Genomic DNA, 18,912 nt, shown 5'->3' with positions numbered 1-18,912 from the left:
TTCAATGGGAAGGCGCGAGCAGAAAGCCGATCGCCTGCTGCCACCAGGTATCGTCGACGTGCCCAATCCAGTCGTTATGTTCAGCCGCCTTCACGACCATCAGTTGTTTCGGATTGGCCAGCGCGTTGTAGAGCGCCTCGCCGAAGCGCGCGGGGACGATGCTGTCGCTTTCCGCAACCACGACGAGAACAGGGCGGTCGAACGACGCCAGGTGTGTCACGCTGTCGTATCGGTCGCGCAGCAGCCATTTCACGGGGAGCCACGGATAGTGGTAAGCGGCGACGTGCTCGAGCCGATCCCATGGCGTGATGAGCAGCAAGCCGGCGGTCTTGTCGCGTTCGCGCGAGCCGGCCGAGGCCACAACGCCGGCCCCGAGCGATTCACCGATGAGTAGCAGCGGCGTGCCGTAGAGGCGATGCGCAAGCGCGATGGTCTGCTGGGCATCGGCCACCAGACTCTCTTCGCCCAGTGCGCCGTCGCGTGGCCCGTAGCCAGGATATTCGGCGAGGATCACGCGTAGCCTAAGCCGGGTGAGCGCCGCGGCGTAGAACGAACGATGTCCGGCGTGGCCCCCATTGCCGTGAAAGACGATGGCCGTGCCGTACGCCTTTCCGGCCGGCTCGGCCACGAGGCCCCGAAACGCCTCAGGTGTCGGCCAGGCGCGAAGTCCGTCGGACGCGAGGTCCTCGATTGCGGCCTTCTCAGGGAAGTAGATAAAACGATCCTGCAAGATGGCGACTCCTGCGAACACGGTCAGACACGCGACGGTGAGACGCAGCATCAACCCGGTGAATTTCATCGCCTCGAGCCCGATCCATCAATCTCCGCTATAGTGCCGCGATGAACTCGTTCCACGGCGTCGCTTGCAGGGTCTCGGTGGCGGCGTGTCCGTAGCCGCGGATGATCAACGCCGCCCGCTCGAGCTGTTTCAGATCGTTCGACTCAACAACGTCCACGACGTCGAAGCGCCCGAGTGTCAGATAGCTGTCCTTCCAGGCGACGGCAGGGCATTCGGCCTTGATCTTCTCGGCCACTGTGGAGGCGAGTAGCTTCAGGTCCTTGGGATCCTTGAACGCGTCAGGAGCGAGACGGCTTAGGATGACGTACGTAGCCATGACATACCTCCGTGCAAAAAATTGCTCCGCAATCGGGCACGGCAGTCACGCGGAAGCAAACGGCCGCGCGTCGAGCAGATGCGTTGCTGCGCGTCTTGATGGCGCCGAAGTGTAAATAGCCCCGGCGGGGTTGGACCGGGGCCGTCGGGTAGGTCAGTGCAGTTGTCGCTTCAGGTCAGAAAGTTCCGAATGCATCGAACTGACTGCATCCATGATCCTGGCATCGAGACCGCCGGCCTTTTGGCAAGCGCGCTCTGCACGATCACCGATCCGTTCGAGATCATCGACGCACTGCCGGATTCGATCCTCATCCTTGGACGACATGACCTTCTTTGCCGATTTGCATTCCTTATCGAGCTCATCCACCCAGTTCATCAAGTCCTTTGGAATCGCCGCGTCGGAATGGCAGGTCCGTGATGCCTCGCTGACGGTTTGCTGCAGATGAGTAAAGCGCTTTTGGATTTCACTGGCTTGCAACATGATGCCCCCTTTCTTGAACATCAGTTCCAGATGAATTCGGGCAGCAGATGACGGCGTGTTGCCCGTGCCATGGCCATTCGCCTGCTTCAATCGGCTGCCAGCGACGTTGCATTGCGTCAAAGCAGCACCCGAGCACGCGAAAGACGCTTTTCTAGTGTAGGCCATCGTCGTGCGCCTTCTCCGATGTGTCCCCGAGGCCCGGGCGTTGGGCTATCAACGATCAGTTCCCTGCGACTGTGGCTTCGGCCGCCGATGCGCTATCGTTAAAAAGGCAACGCCAGCATCAACGGAATACGAAATGGACGATCTATATGACCTTCAGCGCTTTGTCGACGCCCAAGATCCGGTGTACGCACAGGTATGCGATGAATTAAGGGCTGGACGCAAGCGAAGCCACTGGATGTGGTTCGTATTTCCGCAAATCCAGGGCCTCGGGGCAAGCGCAATGGCGCAGCGGTTCGCGATCTCGTCGTTGGCCGAGGCCGAAGCCTATCTGCGCCACCCGCTGCTCGGCCCACGGTTGCGAGAATCGACGCGACTGGTCAACCTCGTCAACGAGCGCTCCATAGAGGAAATTTTCGGCTATCCGGATTACCTGAAGTTTCGATCGTCGATCAGCCTGTTCGCGCGCGCCACGAGCGACAACGACGTATTTGTGGAAGCTCTGCGCAAGTATTTCGGCGGTGAAGCCGATCCGCGCACTCTGCAGTTGCTCTAGACCGTTTCCGCGCTGGCCCTGCGCGCGTGGCGGAGCGAATCTCGGAGTTCCAGTGTCGGCACAGTGCGTCGTCAATTCCTGCTCGCATCGGCTGCGTGGGACCGGTAGAGCAGCAGATGATCGGTGCCGGATTCGGACAGCCAGACTTCGCCCGGGCGGCCCATCATCTCACGTACGTTCGCGTGCGGGCGCGGCAGCGACAACACTTCGAACCGCTCGGCACGCGGGTCAAAGCGCACTAGCGCGTTGGCGCTCCATTCACTGAGCCAGACGATATCCTGGTCGTCCACAAATATCGCGTACGCGTGCGGATCGTCGCCAGGCAGTCGCCATTCGCGCCATTGATGCGTCATGGGATCGAATACGCCGACTTTTCCTGCGTTCCACTCGCTGACCCAGACGCGCCCCTTCGAATCAGACCATACGCGGCGCGCGCCCTGATTCGACGTTGGCGGCTCGATGACCTGCGCCGCACCACTCGCGGGATCGATGCGACCGAGATAACTCCCCGCCAGTGACGCGAAATACAGGCTACCGTCCGGGGTCACGCAGATGCCGTAGGGCCCGGGCCCGCGCGGCGCATCGAAGACTCGCATGCGGGCGCGCTGCGGGTCCAGTTCGCCATAGATGCCGCTTTGCCCGGTAAACCACAGATGCCCTTGTTTGTCGAACACGGCGGTGTTCAGATTGGCAGCTGGCCGGTCCTTCGGCAGCGGAAAACGCGTGACGGCGAACGTCTTCGGATCGATGCGCACAATCGCGTTCTGTCCGCCGTCAGTCACCCAGGCCGCGCGATCGGGACCCACGATCACGCCGTGCGGCGCCGATCCGGCGCCGAGCGGAATCTTGTCGATCCTGCCGCTACGCGGGTCCAGCCGGCCGACCGCACCCTGCGCCTGGGCGGTGTACCACACGGCGCCGTCCGGCGCCGGTGCGACGTCATGCGGCGCACTGCCGGTCGGGACGGCGAAGGTCTCGAACGACGGCGCCTGCGCCTGCGCCGGGCAGATGGTGAGCGCGGCGCTCGCCAGCGCCGACGCAAACCACGGTGCCAGCCGTCCTTCGAGAATCTTGCTCACCGTTGCCACAACCCGTTTCCTCGCGATCGCCGACATGTTCGCCTCCGTCAGTGGTACCGAGCTGCGTACTGGTCGCGATGGTCCGTTGCCGCTAAACGATTCAGCTCATGAAAATTTTTCCTGGACAGGAGGGACCTTTGCCGCAAGGACGTCCATATGAAGGAAAACATCACCCTCCTCTGCGCAACCCGGCACGCCAATAGTCATCTTGTACCCGGGACTTTGTCATGGCTCGCCGGGTAGTTCTTCACATGATCGATGAACGCACGCAACTTCGGCATGATCTGCCGACGGCTTGGATAGTAGAGAAACACGCCCGGTATCACCGGCGCGAACGGCTCCAGCACGTGCACGAGTTTTCCCGCTCTGAGCCCTTCGGCGACCATCGGTTCAGGTAGCTGGGCAAGGCCTACAACTTCGATTGCCGCACCCAGCATGGTGGGAAAATCATGGGCGATGAGCGGGCCCGATACGACGATCTCGATCGGGCGGCCGTCGTCGTTGAATGACCAGGGCGCGAGCGCACCGTTGGATCGCCGCCATCGCAAACATGCATGTTCGCGCAGATCGTCGAGGCGTATCGGACGGCTGCGGTCTGCAAAATAGGCAGGGCTGCCGACGATGATAAGACGAAACGGAGGCGTCAACGGCACCGCGACCATGTCGGCGGCGACGAACTGGCCCAATCGGATGCCAGCGTCGAACCCTTGCGCCGCAAGATCGATCAGCGCCTCGCTTGCCGCGATCTCCACTTCGACCTCGGGATAAGCCCTGCAGAAGGATGCAATCAGTGGTTCCAACAGGATTGGCACCACCGCGCGCGGCACTGAAAGACGCAGCAATCCGGCGGGGCGCTGGCCGAGTCCGCGCGCAACCTCACTGGCGGCGACAAGCTCATCGAAGGCAGGCTTTGCGCGCGAAAGAAACCCTTCGCCGGCTTCGGTCAGACCGACACTACGCGTGGTGCGTATGAAGAGCGCTGCGCCGATGCGCTCTTCAAGTACACGCACCGCCTGGCTGACGGCCGACGGCGTCACCCCGAGCTCCGCGGCTGCCCGGCGAAAACTGCGATGCTGGGCAACGCTCAGGAACGCCTCCACGCCATCGAGCGCGCCCTGCCTGACTGTGAAGTTCTGCTTCATAGCCCGTCAACATTGTGATGAATAGTCGCTCGCGAGAGGCCATGGTACACCTACGCCTACGGATAAGGAGTCGCGCCGAAGGCAACTCGCAAGCCCTGAACAATCCGCTTAAGACCGTGGAGGAACCTCGCAATGAACGATGCACTTGATGGCGTGCGCGATCACTATCGCGCGACTGGCCTGACCGAGCGGCTGAAAGTCGCACTCGCGGTCTTTGGACCGGAGGATCAGCCGCTCACACCGCAGCAACTGGCCGCCCTCGACCAGTTTCACACCCGTGGGCTTGCTGCCACCGCCGAGCTTGCAAACTTGGCTGGGATCGGCGCCGGTATGTCGGTGCTGGACGTCGGTTCGGGTGTCGGCGGGCCGGCTCGTTTTCTGGCTGCAACCGAAGGCTGCCGGGTGACGGGTATCGACCTCAGCGAAGCGTTCGTGGATGCCGCTCGCTATCTCACCCAGCGGACCGGGCAAACCGAACAGGTGTCGTTTCATGCCGCCAGCGCTCTGGAACTTCCCTTCGACGACAGCCGTTTCGACGTCGTATTGCTGCAGCATGTGGCGATGAACATCGCCGATCGTACACGGCTTTACCGGGAGATTCGACGCGTGCTGAAGTCAGGCGGCAGGTTCGCGACGTTCGACGTCGTCGCCAACGGCAGCGAGCCGCACTACCCCGTTCCCTGGGCGCGAACCCCGGCGACGAGCTTTCTCCTGACGGTCGACGCAACGCACGAGGCAATCGAACAAGCCGGTTTCCGCACGCTGGTATCGCAAGACGACACCGAGGCCGCAAAGGCCTGGATTGCCCAACAGCGTGCGTCGGGGCCGCCGCCCTCGCCAAATCTCAGCGTAGTGCTGGGGCCGGACTTCGCGCAGCTTTTCACCAACCTGGGACGCAACCTCCTGGAAGGCCGAGTCGGTGTGCTCACTGCGGTGTTCGAGGCCTCGTCCACGAAGACCCGGATTCACATGGAGAACCGCTCATGACCGCCGCCGCTGTGCCTGCTGTCGTCCTGCCGCGTCCCGCGTGGCGCAGCCTGCTTTGGATCGTCCCGCCGACGGTCCTGTGGATTGCGTTGATCTACTGGCAGCCGATTATCCCGGCTAGCGGCGTCCCGACCACGGCCCACCAGCTGACGGCCCATGCGATTATCGCGCTCGGTTTGTGGCTCGGCGTCGAAAGTACCGACCTGAGCCCAAGCCAACGTCGCACGACCTGGCTGGCGGTCATGATCCCCTACACGCTTTGGTTCGCGCTCGCCTGGAGCGCGGCGATCAATGGCGTCTTTGACACCGCCGCCTCGCCCTCAACGGTGCCGATGCTGCCGTTGGCGATCTTCCTGCCGGTGATCATCGGCACGCCGCTGTTGCTGTTGTCGAAGCGGGTCGGGCAGCTGCTCGATGCGATGCCTGCGAGCTGGCTTGTCGCTCTTCAGCTTTACCGGGTATTCGGCAGCTGGGCTCTCGCTGCCTGGCTGCATGGGGCGCTGCCCGGCGTATTCGCATTGCCGGCGGGAATTGGCGATGCGTCGACCGGCCTGTTCGCCGTGCCGGCGGCAATCGCCGTAGCGAGCGGCACAGCTCAAGGGCGGAAGGCGGCAATCGCCTGGAACCTCTTCGGCCTCGCCGACTTCGCCGTCGCGATTGCCTTGGGGCTGGTCACCTCGCCCGGCCGGTTCCAGTTGATCGCGCCGAGCGTGCCGAGCATCGGCGCCGGCGCTTATCCGAATGTGCTGACCCCTGCTTTCGTGGTGCCAAGCTCGATCCTGCTGCACGCGCTGTCGCTGCGCCAGCTGATCCGACGACGACGCGCCGGCTGATCTCTTTCCTATCTTTCAATGCGCCAGGCAACACCTGACCGCAATCATCTTGCATGGGACCAGAGTAAGTGCTTTGCATTGGACCGGAGTAACGCGCTATGGGACCAGAGTAAGCGCTAAAGCGCCAACTCTGGTCGACACGCGAACTCCGGTCGACAGCTAAAGCGCCAACTCTGGTCGACAGGAGGCAACATGTCACCGGAAGTTCTCTTCCAATTGCATCTCGTTCTGGGGTACGTCGCCTGGCTGCTTTGCTTGCGCGTATACGTCTGGCCCAGGCTCAAGTCGATGGACCCACTCGAAGCGCAACGCGCCATCGCCACCTTGCACAGCTTCCGTTTCTTCGGGCTGGTCTTCATTCTGCCGGGCGTCGTCAGTCCCCTTCTGCCGGCCAGCTTCGCCGTGTTCGCCGCATACGGTGACTTCGCAACGGGAACTCTGGCGATGCTGGCGCTGCTCACAGCACGAATACGCCAACTCTTCTGGTTGTTCGTCGTAGCCTTCAATCTTGTGGGAGTAACCGACCTCATCCTCGATTACTACCACGCTACCCAGTCAGATCTTCCCGCGCGTGCGGGAGAGCTGGGCGCTATGTACGCGATTCCGATTATCTACGTGCCTGTGCTGATGATTACGCATGTTGCCGCCTTCTATCTGATGCTGCGCTCCCAGCCCAAGGCGGCTCGGAGTTATTGATGTTTCCGTACATCGTGACATTGCCAAAGCGTAGCCTGCTTCCGCCAGGCGGTGATGACCGAAGGACGTTGCTGCCCGCTCGCGAGCGTATTGCGCGCGGCAGCGTTCAATTCGGTGATGCTGCCCGGGCGGAATGCGAGGCGTCGCGATATCGGCCAGCCCCGCACGGGCCGTCAGCGCAGACTCACAGGCGCAAGGACCATAACGCAAATGGAAACCGGTTCTCGACCAGCATGCTTATGACCGGGAAGTTGTCACCATGCGAGCGCAACAAGGAACGAGACAGAGCAGCGCAGCCAATCCCCAGAATGCACCGGGTAATCCGACTCGATTAGCGACGAAGCCAACACCCGCCGGACCCACGAGATTTCCGGCATAGCCGGTAATCGTGATCGCCGCGACCGCGAGTGCGGACGGCATCGCGCGTTGCGCCCCTGCTTTGCGGAACAACACAGGTACGACATTGGATGCACCGAGGCCGACCAGCAGGAAGCCGGACATCGCGACCGCGGAAACCGGCGTAGTCAACAGGATGACGAAACCCACCGTCGCGAGAACGCCGCCCCAGAACATCACAGTGCGATCGCCTAGACGCGCCGTTATCGCGTCGCCACTCAAGCGGCCTACAGTCATCGCTATAGAGAACAGCATATAGCCCACTCCGCCGCGAGCGGCAGCCACTAACCCTTTTCCGGTGATGAGCAAGGCGCTCCAATCGAGCAGCGCGCCTTCGACCAGAAACGTGATGGCGGTGAGCGCGGCCAGCAACAGGACCACCCCACGCGGCATGACGAACAAAGGGGCGTCATTTTTCTGCGCGGTGTCGAGCAAGCGCGCTCGCGCAGTCGTGATTGCGGCAAACATCAGGACGGCACAGAGCACTGTGCTCGCGAGCGTTCCGATGTGCATTGAAAGTAGAAACGTCATCAACGTGGAGCCGATAAATCCACCCACACTGAATAACGCGTGAAACCCCGACATCAAATGGCGCGCTTCCATGCGTTCGACTTCGATCGCGTGGATATTCATTGCGACGTCTAGCGAGCCAAGAAACGCACCGAACGCAAGCAAGGCGATAGCAAGCGTAAGCGGTGTACTGACCACCGTCAGCAAGGGCAGGACTACCGCCAGTCCGATCCCTCCCGTTGCGATGACGGGTTTGCTCCCATATCGCGCGCTGATCGCACCCGTGAATAGCATGGAAATCACCGAGCCGAGGCCAATGCAAAGCAGAAGCATGCCGAGCACGCCGTCATTGGCGCCAATCCGATGCTGGGCGAATGGCACGAGCGGTGCCCAGCACGCGACGCCGAATCCGGCCACGAGGAATGCAAGACGCGTGGCAAGCCTGGCTGCCGGCTGATCTGAAGTCATTTCACTCAATATTCCCGGTTGCAGGGGTGATTTGCTGCCCGCCTATAGGTCGGCCGGCTTGGCCACCAGCACCTTCGGACCAGCCTTGGACAGGGAGGCATGCTCCGCGCGCGGCAGATCGTGTTCGACGACAACGCATTCGATCGTTCCGATGGCTGTAATCCGATGAGCTGCCCGGGTGGTGAACTTGTCAGTCGTCGCCAGAACCGCGCTGCGCGCGCTAGCAGCAAGGACCGCGCGTTTGAAGGTAGCGTCGGCGAGACCGAAGGCGCTGATACCGCCTTTTGACGATATGGCGCACGAACCAATGAAGCATCGGTCGATATTCATTTGCGAGACGCTCTGCACAGCACTGGCATCCACGCATCCGCCGACTGCCGGATCGACCGCTCCACCAATCATGATGAGTTGCAGATCAGAGCGGCGAAGCACGGCGGCGGCAATGTCGATGGAATTGGTGGCCACGATGAGTTCACTGTCTTCGGGCAGTACTTCAACGAGGGCGAGATTCGTGCTGCCGCTGTCCAGGAACACGAGTTCGCCTGGCTGGATCAGCACCACAGCTGCGCGAGCCAATGCCGCTTTCCTTTCACGCGCCTCATCCATCCGGGCTGCCATGGGAGCGGACGTGGGCGTGATGGGCAATGCGCCTCCGTAGACCCTGCGGCACAGTCCCTCGGCGGCGAGTGCGCGGAGATCGCGGCGGATCGCGTCTTCCGAAATATTGAATTCGACGGCAAGCGTAGCCGCTACAACCGGCTGGCCCTGGGCGAGCCGATGTGCAATCTCGTCGCGTCGTGCGAGGGGAATATTGTCGTTCATGGGCGCATCTTACCGTGCACAATCAAGAACGTAAACGTGCACAATCGTGCATTGACGGGCGGCGAGAATGTCATTCGCCCGTGGCACGGTGGGCGGCGCCAACCTATTTCATCCAGTGGGGGGCGATGAGCGCCTCCCCTCTACACCTCCCCGACCCACTACATCCCATGTATCAGGCCGTGCGCCAACACGCGCAGCTCCTGGAACTGTGTCGCCAACTCGAAACTGAGCACGAACGCGGCGCCATAAAACACGCCGGGATAGCGGTGCGCGAACGCCAGTATCGGTGCGGCGACGCGCGTGCGTATCGCCCTGGCGCTCATCACGGATGCGATGCCGATGCCGAGTGCCGCGCCGGCCAGCACGTCCGTCGGGTAGTGCACGCCAAGATAGATGCGCGGCAGGCCGATCAGCACCACGGCGTGCAATAGCGCATAGATCCCCACGGGCCGCGAGGCGAGGAAAATGCCCACAGCGACCGCGCACCACAGCATGGCGTGATCGCTCGGGAACGAACTCCACGTTCGCAGCACCGGCTCGTCTACGTCGGCCTGCGGAAAGAACGCACGCAACGCCGGTTCATACATCGGCCGCAGGCGAAACGGGAGGTAGTGCGCAAGCAGGCGGCCGGCCGCCAGCGCGATGAGGCCGCTCGCGATGGCGATCACGACGAGTTCGCGATGGTGTCGCCGGACGGCCTCGCCGCCAGGTCCTTCCGCACGTTCGGGCCTGAACCAGACCCACCACAGCAGTGCAACCAACACCACGCCCTTGGGCAAATACCCGTTCACGACCGCTTCGACTACATGGGTGAAGCCTTGAGAGGGAATGGCCACTTTACTTATGGACGCGATGGCCCACGTATCGATGACGTTCATTTGTCTCTGCTCCCCTATATGCGGCAATTGACAGAACGCATTCACACCAATCGCCCGTTCGCGGTTGCCAACAACCGCTGTTATGGCCGCCGCCACAGCCACCAGCACCGTCGTTTGTCGCCTCCGGGTTAACGTTAATTGGCATTCAAGTGCCGGGGTTGCCTCACTGGTGCAGCCATCGTCCGCCGACGGCCAGCTCACCGGCTGCTGGCCGCGACGGTCGACGAACAGCAGGCGAAGCGAGATGGGCAGATGACTCATATTGACCCGATTGCAATCCGTCGCCAATCGGGTCCGGGTGTCTCAAACGGGTCAACTTGGGCCCGTCGGCATCGGATCGCGAACACCGCGGAAAGGGACTGGTTGAGCGAACAGGCTTGCCTGTCAGTAGTGCGTGCGACTTCCGGTGAAGCAGTCAGCCGCTCGACATCTCGTTACGGTTTGCGGGCTCTTCGCGTTCGCCCTTTTCCGTGCTCGACTTCTGCCACCGGCCCGGCGTAAGCTAATTGAACCAAAGTCGGGGGGCAGTCATGGCACTGTTCGTCATACGACATCAGCACGCTGCCGAGCGTTGCCCTGCTCGGGATCCCTATGTCGGGGCCATGCTGTTGAATCACCTGAGCCGGCCCAATGTCAGGCAGTACGGGATCGAAATTCGCGGCGAGGCCGTCGTCCAAAACGAGCACACCTTGTACCTCATCGTCGAGGCCGATGATGAGGTCCGCTTGCGCGAGTTCATGAAGCCGTTCGAGATCGCCGGAAGTCTCGACGTTTATCCAGCGTCGACGTGCGCGCGCGTGGTCGCCAGCGGCGGCTGCGGCGCAGCGCTGCCGGTGAGCGAGATCGTGCCGGCTGTGGACCCCGAAGAAGCCTGCCAGACAGCCATCGAAGACGGCCTGATCGTCCATCGTGCGCATCCGCTCAACTGTGAGACGTCGATTCCGGCGCTGATCGGCGGCGTCGTGATGCCGAACGCGCATTTCTACGTGCGCAATCACTTCCAGATCCCGCGACTCGACTCGGCTGCCTTTCGTCTGACCGTCGGCGGTCTGGTCGATCGACCGCTTAGCCTCAGCTTGCGCGACCTTCACAACATGCGTTCGCAAACGCAAGTCGTCACGCTCGAGTGCGCCGGCAACGGCCGCACGAAGTTCCATCCCGCCGTCGATGGCGAGAAGTGGGAGCTGGGTGCGGTCAGCACCGCGGAGTGGACGGGCGTGCCGCTGGTGGAAGTTCTGGACCGGGCTGGCGTGTGCCCGGCGGCGCGGGAAGTGCTGTTCCGGGGCGCGGACGGCGGGACAGTGACGGATCTCCCGGGACCCATTCGCTTCGAACGCAGTCTTCAACTGGGTCATGCTCGCGATCCGGATCTGCTACTGGCCTATGCGATGAACGGTGAGCCACTGCCGATTCAGCACGGCCACCCCCTGCGCCTTGTCGTTCCGGGGTGGTATGCCGTCGCATCGGTCAAATGGCTGTCCGAAATCGAGATCATCGACAAGCCATTCGATGGCTACTACCAGGCCAACAAATACTGGTACGAATGGGAACGCAACGGCAGGGCCGTTCGTGAGCCGGTCACGCTGCAACAGGTGCGGGCTTTGATCACCGATCCGATGTCTGACCAGGAGGTGCGTCGCGGGGCGTTGGCGATCCGCGGCGTGGCCTGGTCCGGTGCCGCTCCGATTGCGCACGTTGAAGTCAGCGTGGGCGGCGGAAGCTGGCAGGAGGCCCATCTGATCAGCGAGCGCAAGCGTCACAGTTGGCAGTGGTGGGAACTGATCACCCGGACTAACGAGCCAGGTGTCGTTACGTTGCGCGCCCGCGCCACCGATCTTGCCGGCCGGAGTCAGCCGGAGTGCGCCGAGTGGAACCGGTTGGGATACGGTAACAACGCCATCGACGAGGTGCCGGTTCATATCGTCTGAACGCGCCACGATTACCGCAATCGTCCAATATCGTCTGCCGCCGGGCATCGACCTCGAGGCCTGCGAAGCGCATTTCCGCAAGATCGCGCCGTCCCTGTATCACGGGCGCGTACCTCTATCTCGGGCAGCCTCGCCGCGGGCTATCGACCGTTACGTTTTGATCGGCGCAACGGTTCCTGCTGCTGTGCCAGGAGCCGATCGGCCAACTCCGCTCCGTCGACACATTCCCCTGCAGCCCAAGCTTCCCTAAGCGTAGTGCGAAGCGTGCATAGCGTCTTTCGCTGCGCGCGCAAGGCGGTCATGAGTTGCTTGATCTCGTCGAGCCGCGTATCGAGTTTGTGCAGCAAATCTTCTTTCGGACAATCCTCGTGACTGCCCAGGGCCTCACGCAGGTTGTCGAGCGGGAAGCCCAGTTTCTGTGCCAACTGCAGCATGCGCAGGCGCCCGATGGCCATCTCGGAGTAGACGCGATAACCGTTGGCGCTGCGCTCCGGTGCGGGCAGCAAGCCGCTCTGCTCATAGAAGCGGATAGCAGACGGCGCGAGGCCGGTTTTTTCCGCCAGTTCGCCGATTCTCATAACGCTTGACCTTCAAGTTGACTTGAATCTTAGTATAGCGGCATTGCTCATCTTGCCCGCTGACTTCGCCATGACTACATCCCTGTTTACACCCGTGCAGTTGCCCAACGGCAGCTTGCTGCCCAACCGTCTAGCCAAAGCGGCGATGGAAGAAAATCTTGCCGACGCGGGGCAACGGCCTGGCGAGACCATCCATCGCTTATACCGCTCGTGGGCCGAAGGTGGCGCAGGTCTCATCGTCACCGGCAACGTGATGATCGACGGCCGGGCTCTGACCGGGCCTGGCGGGATCGTGCTCGAGGCCAATACGCCGCTTGCACCATTCACGCAATGGTCACGGGCGGCACGCAGCGGCGGCGCCCAGGTATGGATGCAGATCAATCATCCGGGCCGGCAGGTGCGGGCGGCGATGGGCGGCAAGGCGTGGGCGCCCTCGGCTGTCCCGTTGGCGCTCGGCAAACACAGCAAGCTGTTCGCGCAGCCGAGCGCCATGAGCGAGGACGAAATCAGCGAGACCATCGGCCGCTTTGCGGCGACAGCGCAAGCTGCCGAGCAAGCGGGGTTCACTGGCGTGGAAATTCACGCCGCCCACGGTTATTTGATCTCGCAGTTCCTGTCGCCACTGACCAATCGCCGCGCCGACCGTTGGGGAGGCGATCTTGCCAACCGTGCCCGTCTGTTGCTGGAAGTGGTGCGCGCGGTACGCGCAAGAGTCTCACCGGGTTTTTGCGTGGCCGTCAAACTGAACTCGGCTGACTTTCAGCGCGGTGGTTTTTCGGAGGATGACGCCCGGCAAGTCGTGCTGTGGCTGAATGAACTGTCGGTTGACCTGGTCGAGCTATCCGGGGGCAGCTATGAAAGCCCCGCGATGCAAGGCGACACCGCCGACGGCCACACCCTCGCGCGCGAAGCCTATTTCCTCGAGTTCGCGAGAGATCTGGCAGGCGTCGCCGCGATGCCTGTCATGACCACCGGCGGCATCCGGCGCCGCGCTGTGGCTGAGCAAGTGCTGAACAGTGGCGTCGCGGTCGTCGGCATGGCCACAGCGCTCGCCGTGATACCCGATCTGCCTGCGCGCTGGAGGGGTGGCTCTGATCTGGGTGCGCACATTCAGCCGATTGAGTGGCGCGACCGGGCACTCGCGGGACTCGCCCGCATGGCACTCGTCAAACGCCATCTGAGTACGCTCGGCGCAGGACGTAGGGCACCTGCCCAATACTCCGCGATCTTGACATTGATCCTCGATCAACTGCGGATGCGCCGGCTGACGCGGCGCTATCGGCAATGGAAGCAGGAGCACGCATGAAGCGTCAAATGGGTGACGTAGGGCCTCGCGAAACCTAGCCTATGAAAGAAGCGTGTTTGCAGCGCAGGTCTGGCTGGACATGAATTGTCACCTGCATGGCAGGTGACCGCCGGATCGACATGTCTCTTTCCTGGCCATCGAACCGGTCATCGTGGCCAGGCATTCACCAGATTGGTGACGTTGACTGTGCCGATGCCGGTAGCGAAGTCCCAGCCGACACCGGCGCCATAAGCTTTCGAGTAGCGGCTGTTGCTTGTGGAGAGGACACCATAACTGCCGCTCGGGCCATAGCAATTGTTCGTGCCCGAACAGTTCACGTCCATGTCGCCGAGCGTGACGTCATAGAAGATGCAGGTGCTGGCGACAGCGTTGCCGCGACTCGAGTTGCAGGTGATCGTCCCGCGCGCCGCATATTCGGTGGCCGCAAGGGTATAGAAGACCGGATCCGGATTACCCTGGCGGGCTCCAGTCTTCTGGTTCACCAAAGCCTGGAACCCGGCCCAGATGGGCGCGGCGAACGACGTTCCTCCGCCGCCGGACCACCCGCCCGGCGCTCCCGTGCAGGCGGCGCCTCCGTTCGCGATATCTGAATCGCAGACGATGTAGTAGTGACCCCAAACGCCGTTGGCCGCGAACAGGGAGACGTCAGGAAGGTCACGCACACCGTCGGCCGGATTGCCCAGCAGCACGAGCAGCGCTTGCCACGCCGGCTTGGCATAGCCGCGGCATGTCCCGCTCACGACTCCGCTCACCGAGGGCGTTCCCCCCGCACAGCCGCTGGGCCCGCCGCTGCCGCTCGATGTCGTCAGGTAATAGGCCTTGCCGGTCGCGCTGTTGCAAAAGCCGCTCGTGCCATAGGTCGCCGAGTAGCCGCTTGCGGCGGCAATCAGCACGCTGGCGCAGGAATCATTCCACGGAATTTCGGGCACGTAAGAGAGCGCCGAGCCGTAGGCCGCAGCATTGGTCCCGGTCCAATAAGAAGCGGTGATCCCGGCATAGGTATCGGCAAAATCGGTGCCGCCGACCGCGACGTTGTACGGCGTCGAGGCAAGGCCGCTGACCCCGATTCCGTGAGTCGCATTCGCGAGACCGGCATCGCAGCTCGCGGCCCCTTCGTCACCGGCGGAGACATAAACCGAGACGCCGCGGGCGACCGCCTGCTGGTAAGCGGCACTGTAAGCGGCGTTGCCCGCGGCGCCGTTTTTCGCCTCGCATTCGCCGTAGCTGATGCTGATGATCGCAGGCGGGTTGCTGCCGTTCACGAGGTTCTGGAGTGCGATCAGCCCGCCGAACGTGGTGCTGGTATCCGCGCAGGACGCAAGCACGATGGCGGCGCTTGGGGCCGCGGCACTGGCCCATTCCGCATCGAGCTCGGCTTCCCTCTCGGTACCGGCCACGACGCCGGGATTCAGGCAATTGTTAGCGCCGCTGGGCGGCGTCGGATGGATTTGCGTAAAGGAGCCGGACGTGTAGCCGGATAATCCGAAGGCCGAGCGGAATGTCGCCCAGTCCGCGGGATTGAACACATTGGTATTCTCGATCACTACGATCGTCTGTCCCTGGCCGGAGATGCCGGAACGAAACATCGGGTTCAGGTTGTAGATCGTCGCGAGATCGGCCGGAGCGACCGCGTGATAGGTCGCGTTGCCTCTGACGTACGTGTATTCGGGCCGGGACTTGAAATTCGCGTGCGGCGCGAAGTCGTTCAGCGACACGATCCCATTCACTACCTCGGAAAGCGCGGCAGGAATCCGCGGATTGTTCATATTCGCGATATGCGCGGCGCCGCCCACGTCGAGCCGATGGATCTCGGCCTTGAAGGCGTCGCGGATCTGTCCTGCGGTCCCGGAAAAGTCGATCACCATGCCGCTTGCCTGCACGCCGTTCACCGCGAGTCCATGCCTGGCAAGCCAGTTCCTGACCATGCTCACGTCGGCGTCCGCCGGACCGAAATTCACGCGGAATTGTTCGGCCGTGAGCCACTGGTGGAAATAGGACGACTTCGGATCATGAAGCAGATCGATGAAGCGCACGAGAGCGGCTTCTGTCTCGGCTGGGCGCTTCAGCAGCAGCTGCATGTGGTCGAGCACGAGCGTGTCGTCGACACGTCCGCGATCGTTCTCCGCACTGGCCTCGGGGCGGATATTGCCGGTCAGCTCGACGGTCTGTCGTTCGTCGACAACCTGAGTGACCAGTTGCCGGGTCGATTGCGCCATTGATTCGGATGACGTACCGCCCACGGCGATGAGCATTAGAACAAGTACCCGGAACCCTGATTGGAATCGCGTGGACATGTCGTCTCTCCCAACACGCCCTCGTAGCATCGGCCACCAGCTTTGCGCATCCGAATCTCAGCGGTAAGCCGTATTCGGAGCTTGTCGGGACAGCACCCCAATCATCCAGCCGAGAACAATTTCAACGGCCTTCCGGGGACATTGGGTGTAGGGACAGGTACGACTCGCGGGCTACCTCAAACCGCGCCAAACGCCGGATCGCTGCTACAGCCGCTCATCTTCGACCGCTGGTTCCCTCATCAGGGAGAGGAAGGCAGCATGCGACTCATCCTGGGTCCGGGTCAGTCACTCGATGGTAGAAGCAATTAAGCCGTTGTCAAGGTTTCACCGCCTCAAGCCAATCTGCGCAATCCAGCGAGCCGCAATTCAAGCGATTCCGACATTGCGCGGCAATGACGCTATTTGATTCATTCACCGCTCCGCGAACAATATTCACATTGGATATTTTCTGTCCGGAATGACACTCGCACAAGGATCCCCTGCTTTGACGCCTGCCTCCGCGTCAAAGCGAAAATGCGTTTGAATCGAGCGTTCTTATTCAAACGCATTCCTGACGAGCTATATTTACCGATAGGCATCGACTCGCCAAATATACGATTTGCGATTGGATTTCGAAGAAAGTTAGACCTATAGTACCGCTCAGACATGAACGTAAAAGACGTCATCGAGCAGTATTCGAAAATGTACCGGGGGTGGACATGGGTATATTGATCGATGAGGAGATCGCGCACATCGAACGCGTGATGCGTCCGTCGTTATGCGGGTTTGAAGGCGGTCCGATTCTGCCGGCCGAATATTGGCGCAGACGGCTCCATCAGCTACTCGACTCGTACCACCTGACTAAAGTCCAACTGTGCTCGATCGATAGCCTGCTCCTGCAGTTGAACCGGTTCGACGCAGGAGAGCCTGTCGAGCCGAGCCGTCGACGGCGCAACACCGCATCCGGCGGCAAGCCGAAAACGGCGCCGCCCGGCTACAGGGGTCGCAGATGTGATTCGGGCAAAACGGAGCGTCGTGTCGATTCAGCGGCAAGTCGCCCAGCGTTGCCTTCCGAAACCGCAACGAAACCTACAACGCACGCACATATCGACGCGCCCTACAGTCAGATCGCCAACGGCGCAACGGCGAAGGCGCAAAAGCCCGCGGTTTCCGTAGCGGCGGCCGGAATGCCGCCCCGGCGCCCTCTTACAGGAACTCACACACACCTCTACCTTGTGACGCCCACTGGCAACCCGGCGAATCAGCGGCATCTGGCTGAGCCTCCCTCACCGATTGACGAAGCAGACCGGTGGGACGCGTCGCTTTCGCTCGCGGTGGCCGTGCAGGAATTGTTGGAGGATGGCCTCGCTGCCACGCTGAAAGCCGTGAGTGCCGGACATGTATTGCTCGGCGTTCATGCGATGAGATTGGCGCAGATTTCGGGGTTTGAGGTATGGCGGGATGGCATAACGCAACAATTGCATACGAAGCGGCTCTACGCTCCGTATGCGCCCGCTATCGAAGATCCTGTGACGCAACCCGAGTGCGTCGAATGAAAGGCTTTCCTCAACGTACCCTTTACCTGTCATTTCCAGGAGCAAGCGATGAATCTGTGGAATCCTGAGCAAAATGCTTTGATGCAACAAGCCAGCACAGAAGCATCGTTTGCTTTGGCAAACAAGACTGTCGAGATCTTTCAGAAGATGATCGAACTGAACCTGAAAACCACCAGGCAGGCGGTCGAGCGGGCTTTTCGCGCAACCCCGGAGTAGTCGTTGTCTCCGCAACGACGTTCGCATCCGTAAGCCGGCGAACGGCGGATTTCATGGTGCGGCAATGCCTCCAGGCTCCTGGGTGTCCATTCGCCGCGGTCTCCGTTTATTCGATGGTCAGGCAACGAAAATGACGAAGCAGATCGTACTTGTCACGGGCGGAACTGGCGGGATTGGCGAAGCCATCAGTATCAAACTGCACGACGCGGGCTACACGGTCCTCGTGACGTACTCGCCGAAAAACACGGGCGTCGACGCATGGCTCGCCAACATGGAAGCCCAGGAGCGCCGTTTCAAGGCCTTTGCCGTGGATGTGGCCGACTATGAATCGTGTGCAAGGTGCGTCGCGAAAATCCTTGCTGAAGTGGGCCCGGTGGACATTCTGGTCAACAACGCCGGCATTACGCGCGACGCAGTTTTCAAAAAGCTGGACAAGGTCGACTGGGACGCGGTCATCCGTACCAATCTCGATTCGGTCTTCAACATGACAAAGCCCGTATGTGACGGCATGGTCGAGCGCGGCTGGGGACGCATTATCAACATATCCTCGATCATCGGCTCCAAAGGCGGCTTCGGCCAGACCAACTATGCGGCCGCGAAAGCAGGTATCCACGGATTCACGAAATCGCTGGCGCTCGAAGTCGCGAAAAAAGGCGTGACCGTCAACACCATCTCGCCCGGATTCATCGCGACACGGATGGTAATGGCAGTGCCGCAGGACGTTCTTGAAAACAGGATCATCCCCCAGATACCCGTCGGACGACTGGGACAGCCCGCAGAAGTCGCCGCGCTTGTCCTGTACCTGTGTTCGCGCGAAGCGGGTTTTCTGACCGGGGCAAACATTGCCCTCAACGGCGGTCAACATCTGCAGTGAACCGACTGGCCGATGCACACGAAATGCGCAGGTCGATGGCCTCCGAAAACCGCGCCA

19 protein-coding genes are annotated in these 18,912 nt (G+C 61.7%); 9 read left to right on the top strand and 10 right to left on the bottom strand.

Annotated elements, in window-relative coordinates; genetic code table 11:
* Window position 1 precedes the first annotated feature (1 nt).
* The 3 genes from DLM46_RS19700 to DLM46_RS19690 all read right to left on the bottom strand — a co-directional run bounded on the left by DLM46_RS19700 (window position 2) and on the right by DLM46_RS19690 (window position 1,595).
* Complete coding sequence (locus DLM46_RS19700) at window positions 2-799, bottom strand: alpha/beta hydrolase (RefSeq protein WP_115102811.1); 798 nt, start codon at window positions 797-799, stop codon at window positions 2-4.
* A gap of 28 nt (window positions 800-827) precedes the next feature.
* On the bottom strand, window positions 828-1,115 hold the full coding sequence (locus DLM46_RS19695) for a GYD domain-containing protein (protein WP_115102808.1): 288 nt from the start codon (window positions 1,113-1,115) through the stop codon (window positions 828-830).
* 153 nt (window positions 1,116-1,268) lie between these two features.
* Entirely contained in the window at window positions 1,269-1,595 is a 327-nt protein-coding gene (locus tag DLM46_RS19690) for a hypothetical protein (RefSeq protein ID WP_115103165.1), read from the bottom strand.
* Between the two features lie 298 nt (window positions 1,596-1,893).
* Between DLM46_RS19690 and DLM46_RS19685 the strand changes: the two genes are divergently transcribed.
* Window positions 1,894-2,313 (top strand): DUF1810 domain-containing protein, encoded by a 420-nt coding sequence (locus DLM46_RS19685; protein ID WP_115102806.1) that lies wholly within the window; start codon window positions 1,894-1,896, stop codon window positions 2,311-2,313.
* Window positions 2,314-2,384: 71 nt separating this feature from the next.
* Here DLM46_RS19685 and DLM46_RS19680 read toward each other — a convergent pair whose 3' ends face one another.
* Both DLM46_RS19680 and DLM46_RS19675 read right to left on the bottom strand, forming a co-directional pair.
* A complete protein-coding gene (locus tag DLM46_RS19680; protein WP_115102803.1) occupies window positions 2,385-3,428 on the bottom strand; it encodes a Vgb family protein in 1,044 nt (347 codons plus the stop codon).
* Between the two features lie 167 nt (window positions 3,429-3,595).
* Window positions 3,596-4,534 carry a LysR family transcriptional regulator gene (locus DLM46_RS19675; protein ID WP_115102801.1) on the bottom strand — a complete coding sequence of 313 codons (939 nt, stop codon included), beginning with the start codon at window positions 4,532-4,534 and terminating at the stop codon, window positions 3,596-3,598.
* Window positions 4,535-4,666: 132 nt separating this feature from the next.
* On the opposite strand from DLM46_RS19675, the gene DLM46_RS19670 reads away from it, so the two are divergent.
* The 3 genes from DLM46_RS19670 (at window position 4,667) to DLM46_RS19660 (ending at window position 7,050) form a co-directional block, all read left to right on the top strand.
* A complete protein-coding gene (locus DLM46_RS19670) occupies window positions 4,667-5,521 on the top strand; it encodes a class I SAM-dependent methyltransferase (RefSeq protein ID WP_115102798.1) in 855 nt (284 codons plus the stop codon).
* On the top strand, window positions 5,518-6,354 hold the full coding sequence (locus DLM46_RS19665) for an MFS transporter (RefSeq protein ID WP_115102796.1): 837 nt from the start codon (window positions 5,518-5,520) through the stop codon (window positions 6,352-6,354). The genes DLM46_RS19670 and DLM46_RS19665 overlap by 4 nt, the downstream gene beginning before the upstream one ends.
* 192 nt (window positions 6,355-6,546) lie before the next feature.
* Window positions 6,547-7,050 (top strand): hypothetical protein, encoded by a 504-nt coding sequence (locus DLM46_RS19660; RefSeq protein ID WP_115102793.1) that lies wholly within the window; start codon window positions 6,547-6,549, stop codon window positions 7,048-7,050.
* Between the two features lie 237 nt (window positions 7,051-7,287).
* On the opposite strand, the gene DLM46_RS19655 is transcribed toward DLM46_RS19660, so the two are convergent.
* The 3 genes from DLM46_RS19655 to DLM46_RS19645 all read right to left on the bottom strand — a co-directional run bounded on the left by DLM46_RS19655 (window position 7,288) and on the right by DLM46_RS19645 (window position 10,412).
* On the bottom strand, window positions 7,288-8,424 hold the full coding sequence (locus DLM46_RS19655) for an MFS transporter (RefSeq protein WP_115102791.1): 1,137 nt from the start codon (window positions 8,422-8,424) through the stop codon (window positions 7,288-7,290).
* Between the two features lie 42 nt (window positions 8,425-8,466).
* A complete protein-coding gene (locus DLM46_RS19650; protein ID WP_115102788.1) occupies window positions 8,467-9,246 on the bottom strand; it encodes a DeoR/GlpR family DNA-binding transcription regulator in 780 nt (259 codons plus the stop codon).
* 158 nt (window positions 9,247-9,404) lie between these two features.
* Window positions 9,405-10,412, bottom strand: a complete 1,008-nt coding sequence (locus DLM46_RS19645) for a phosphatase PAP2 family protein (RefSeq protein ID WP_208866304.1) — start codon at window positions 10,410-10,412, stop codon at window positions 9,405-9,407.
* A 242-nt stretch (window positions 10,413-10,654) separates the two neighbouring features.
* On the opposite strand from DLM46_RS19645, the gene DLM46_RS19640 reads away from it, so the two are divergent.
* A complete protein-coding gene (locus DLM46_RS19640; RefSeq protein ID WP_165848016.1) occupies window positions 10,655-12,052 on the top strand; it encodes a sulfite oxidase in 1,398 nt (465 codons plus the stop codon).
* A 140-nt stretch (window positions 12,053-12,192) separates the two neighbouring features.
* Here the strand turns inward: DLM46_RS19640 and DLM46_RS19635 are convergent, their stop codons facing one another.
* On the bottom strand, window positions 12,193-12,630 hold the full coding sequence (locus DLM46_RS19635) for a MerR family transcriptional regulator (protein WP_115102781.1): 438 nt from the start codon (window positions 12,628-12,630) through the stop codon (window positions 12,193-12,195).
* A 70-nt stretch (window positions 12,631-12,700) separates the two neighbouring features.
* Between DLM46_RS19635 and DLM46_RS19630 the strand changes: the two genes are divergently transcribed.
* Window positions 12,701-13,936: an NADH:flavin oxidoreductase/NADH oxidase family protein gene (locus tag DLM46_RS19630; protein ID WP_165848015.1), complete on the top strand. Its 1,236-nt coding sequence runs from the start codon at window positions 12,701-12,703 to the stop codon at window positions 13,934-13,936.
* 146 nt (window positions 13,937-14,082) lie between these two features.
* On the opposite strand, the gene DLM46_RS19625 is transcribed toward DLM46_RS19630, so the two are convergent.
* Complete coding sequence (locus tag DLM46_RS19625; RefSeq protein WP_165848014.1) at window positions 14,083-16,230, bottom strand: S53 family peptidase; 2,148 nt, start codon at window positions 16,228-16,230, stop codon at window positions 14,083-14,085.
* 707 nt (window positions 16,231-16,937) lie between these two features.
* On the opposite strand from DLM46_RS19625, the gene DLM46_RS41290 reads away from it, so the two are divergent.
* The 3 genes from DLM46_RS41290 (at window position 16,938) to phbB (ending at window position 18,855) form a co-directional block, all read left to right on the top strand.
* Window positions 16,938-17,765 (top strand): hypothetical protein, encoded by an 828-nt coding sequence (locus DLM46_RS41290; protein ID WP_425274004.1) that lies wholly within the window; start codon window positions 16,938-16,940, stop codon window positions 17,763-17,765.
* 48 nt (window positions 17,766-17,813) lie between these two features.
* Window positions 17,814-17,981: a hypothetical protein gene (locus tag DLM46_RS19615; protein ID WP_115102776.1), complete on the top strand. Its 168-nt coding sequence runs from the start codon at window positions 17,814-17,816 to the stop codon at window positions 17,979-17,981.
* Between the two features lie 130 nt (window positions 17,982-18,111).
* Entirely contained in the window at window positions 18,112-18,855 is a 744-nt protein-coding gene (phbB, locus tag DLM46_RS19610) for an acetoacetyl-CoA reductase (protein ID WP_115102774.1), read from the top strand.
* The last annotated feature ends 57 nt before the right edge of the window (window positions 18,856-18,912 follow it).

This window comes from Paraburkholderia lacunae (assembly GCF_003353175.1).
GTDB lineage: Bacteria > Pseudomonadota > Gammaproteobacteria > Burkholderiales > Burkholderiaceae > Paraburkholderia > Paraburkholderia lacunae.
Note: the sequence above shows the minus strand (reverse complement) of the source record. Positions and strands in the feature narration are given on the sequence as shown.

What these genes read in the sequence shown, in the direction of transcription:
- DLM46_RS19700 (WP_115102811.1), bottom strand. Translation starts at nt 799, where the DNA reads ATGAAATTCACCGGGTTGATGCTGCGTCTCACCGTCGCGTGTCTGACC.
- DLM46_RS19695 (WP_115102808.1), bottom strand. Translation starts at nt 1,115, where the DNA reads ATGGCTACGTACGTCATCCTAAGCCGTCTCGCTCCTGACGCGTTCAAG.
- DLM46_RS19690 (WP_115103165.1), bottom strand. Translation starts at nt 1,595, where the DNA reads ATGTTGCAAGCCAGTGAAATCCAAAAGCGCTTTACTCATCTGCAGCAA.
- DLM46_RS19685 (WP_115102806.1), top strand. Translation starts at nt 1,894, where the DNA reads ATGGACGATCTATATGACCTTCAGCGCTTTGTCGACGCCCAAGATCCG.
- DLM46_RS19680 (WP_115102803.1), bottom strand. Translation starts at nt 3,428, where the DNA reads ATGTCGGCGATCGCGAGGAAACGGGTTGTGGCAACGGTGAGCAAGATT.
- DLM46_RS19675 (WP_115102801.1), bottom strand. Translation starts at nt 4,534, where the DNA reads ATGAAGCAGAACTTCACAGTCAGGCAGGGCGCGCTCGATGGCGTGGAG.
- DLM46_RS19670 (WP_115102798.1), top strand. Translation starts at nt 4,667, where the DNA reads ATGAACGATGCACTTGATGGCGTGCGCGATCACTATCGCGCGACTGGC.
- DLM46_RS19665 (WP_115102796.1), top strand. Translation starts at nt 5,518, where the DNA reads ATGACCGCCGCCGCTGTGCCTGCTGTCGTCCTGCCGCGTCCCGCGTGG.
- DLM46_RS19660 (WP_115102793.1), top strand. Translation starts at nt 6,547, where the DNA reads ATGTCACCGGAAGTTCTCTTCCAATTGCATCTCGTTCTGGGGTACGTC.
- DLM46_RS19655 (WP_115102791.1), bottom strand. Translation starts at nt 8,424, where the DNA reads ATGACTTCAGATCAGCCGGCAGCCAGGCTTGCCACGCGTCTTGCATTC.
- DLM46_RS19650 (WP_115102788.1), bottom strand. Translation starts at nt 9,246, where the DNA reads ATGAACGACAATATTCCCCTCGCACGACGCGACGAGATTGCACATCGG.
- DLM46_RS19640 (WP_165848016.1), top strand. Translation starts at nt 10,655, where the DNA reads ATGGCACTGTTCGTCATACGACATCAGCACGCTGCCGAGCGTTGCCCT.
- DLM46_RS19635 (WP_115102781.1), bottom strand. Translation starts at nt 12,630, where the DNA reads ATGAGAATCGGCGAACTGGCGGAAAAAACCGGCCTCGCGCCGTCTGCT.
- DLM46_RS19630 (WP_165848015.1), top strand. Translation starts at nt 12,701, where the DNA reads ATGACTACATCCCTGTTTACACCCGTGCAGTTGCCCAACGGCAGCTTG.
- DLM46_RS19625 (WP_165848014.1), bottom strand. Translation starts at nt 16,230, where the DNA reads ATGTCCACGCGATTCCAATCAGGGTTCCGGGTACTTGTTCTAATGCTC.
- DLM46_RS19615 (WP_115102776.1), top strand. Translation starts at nt 17,814, where the DNA reads ATGAATCTGTGGAATCCTGAGCAAAATGCTTTGATGCAACAAGCCAGC.
- phbB (WP_115102774.1), top strand. Translation starts at nt 18,112, where the DNA reads ATGACGAAGCAGATCGTACTTGTCACGGGCGGAACTGGCGGGATTGGC.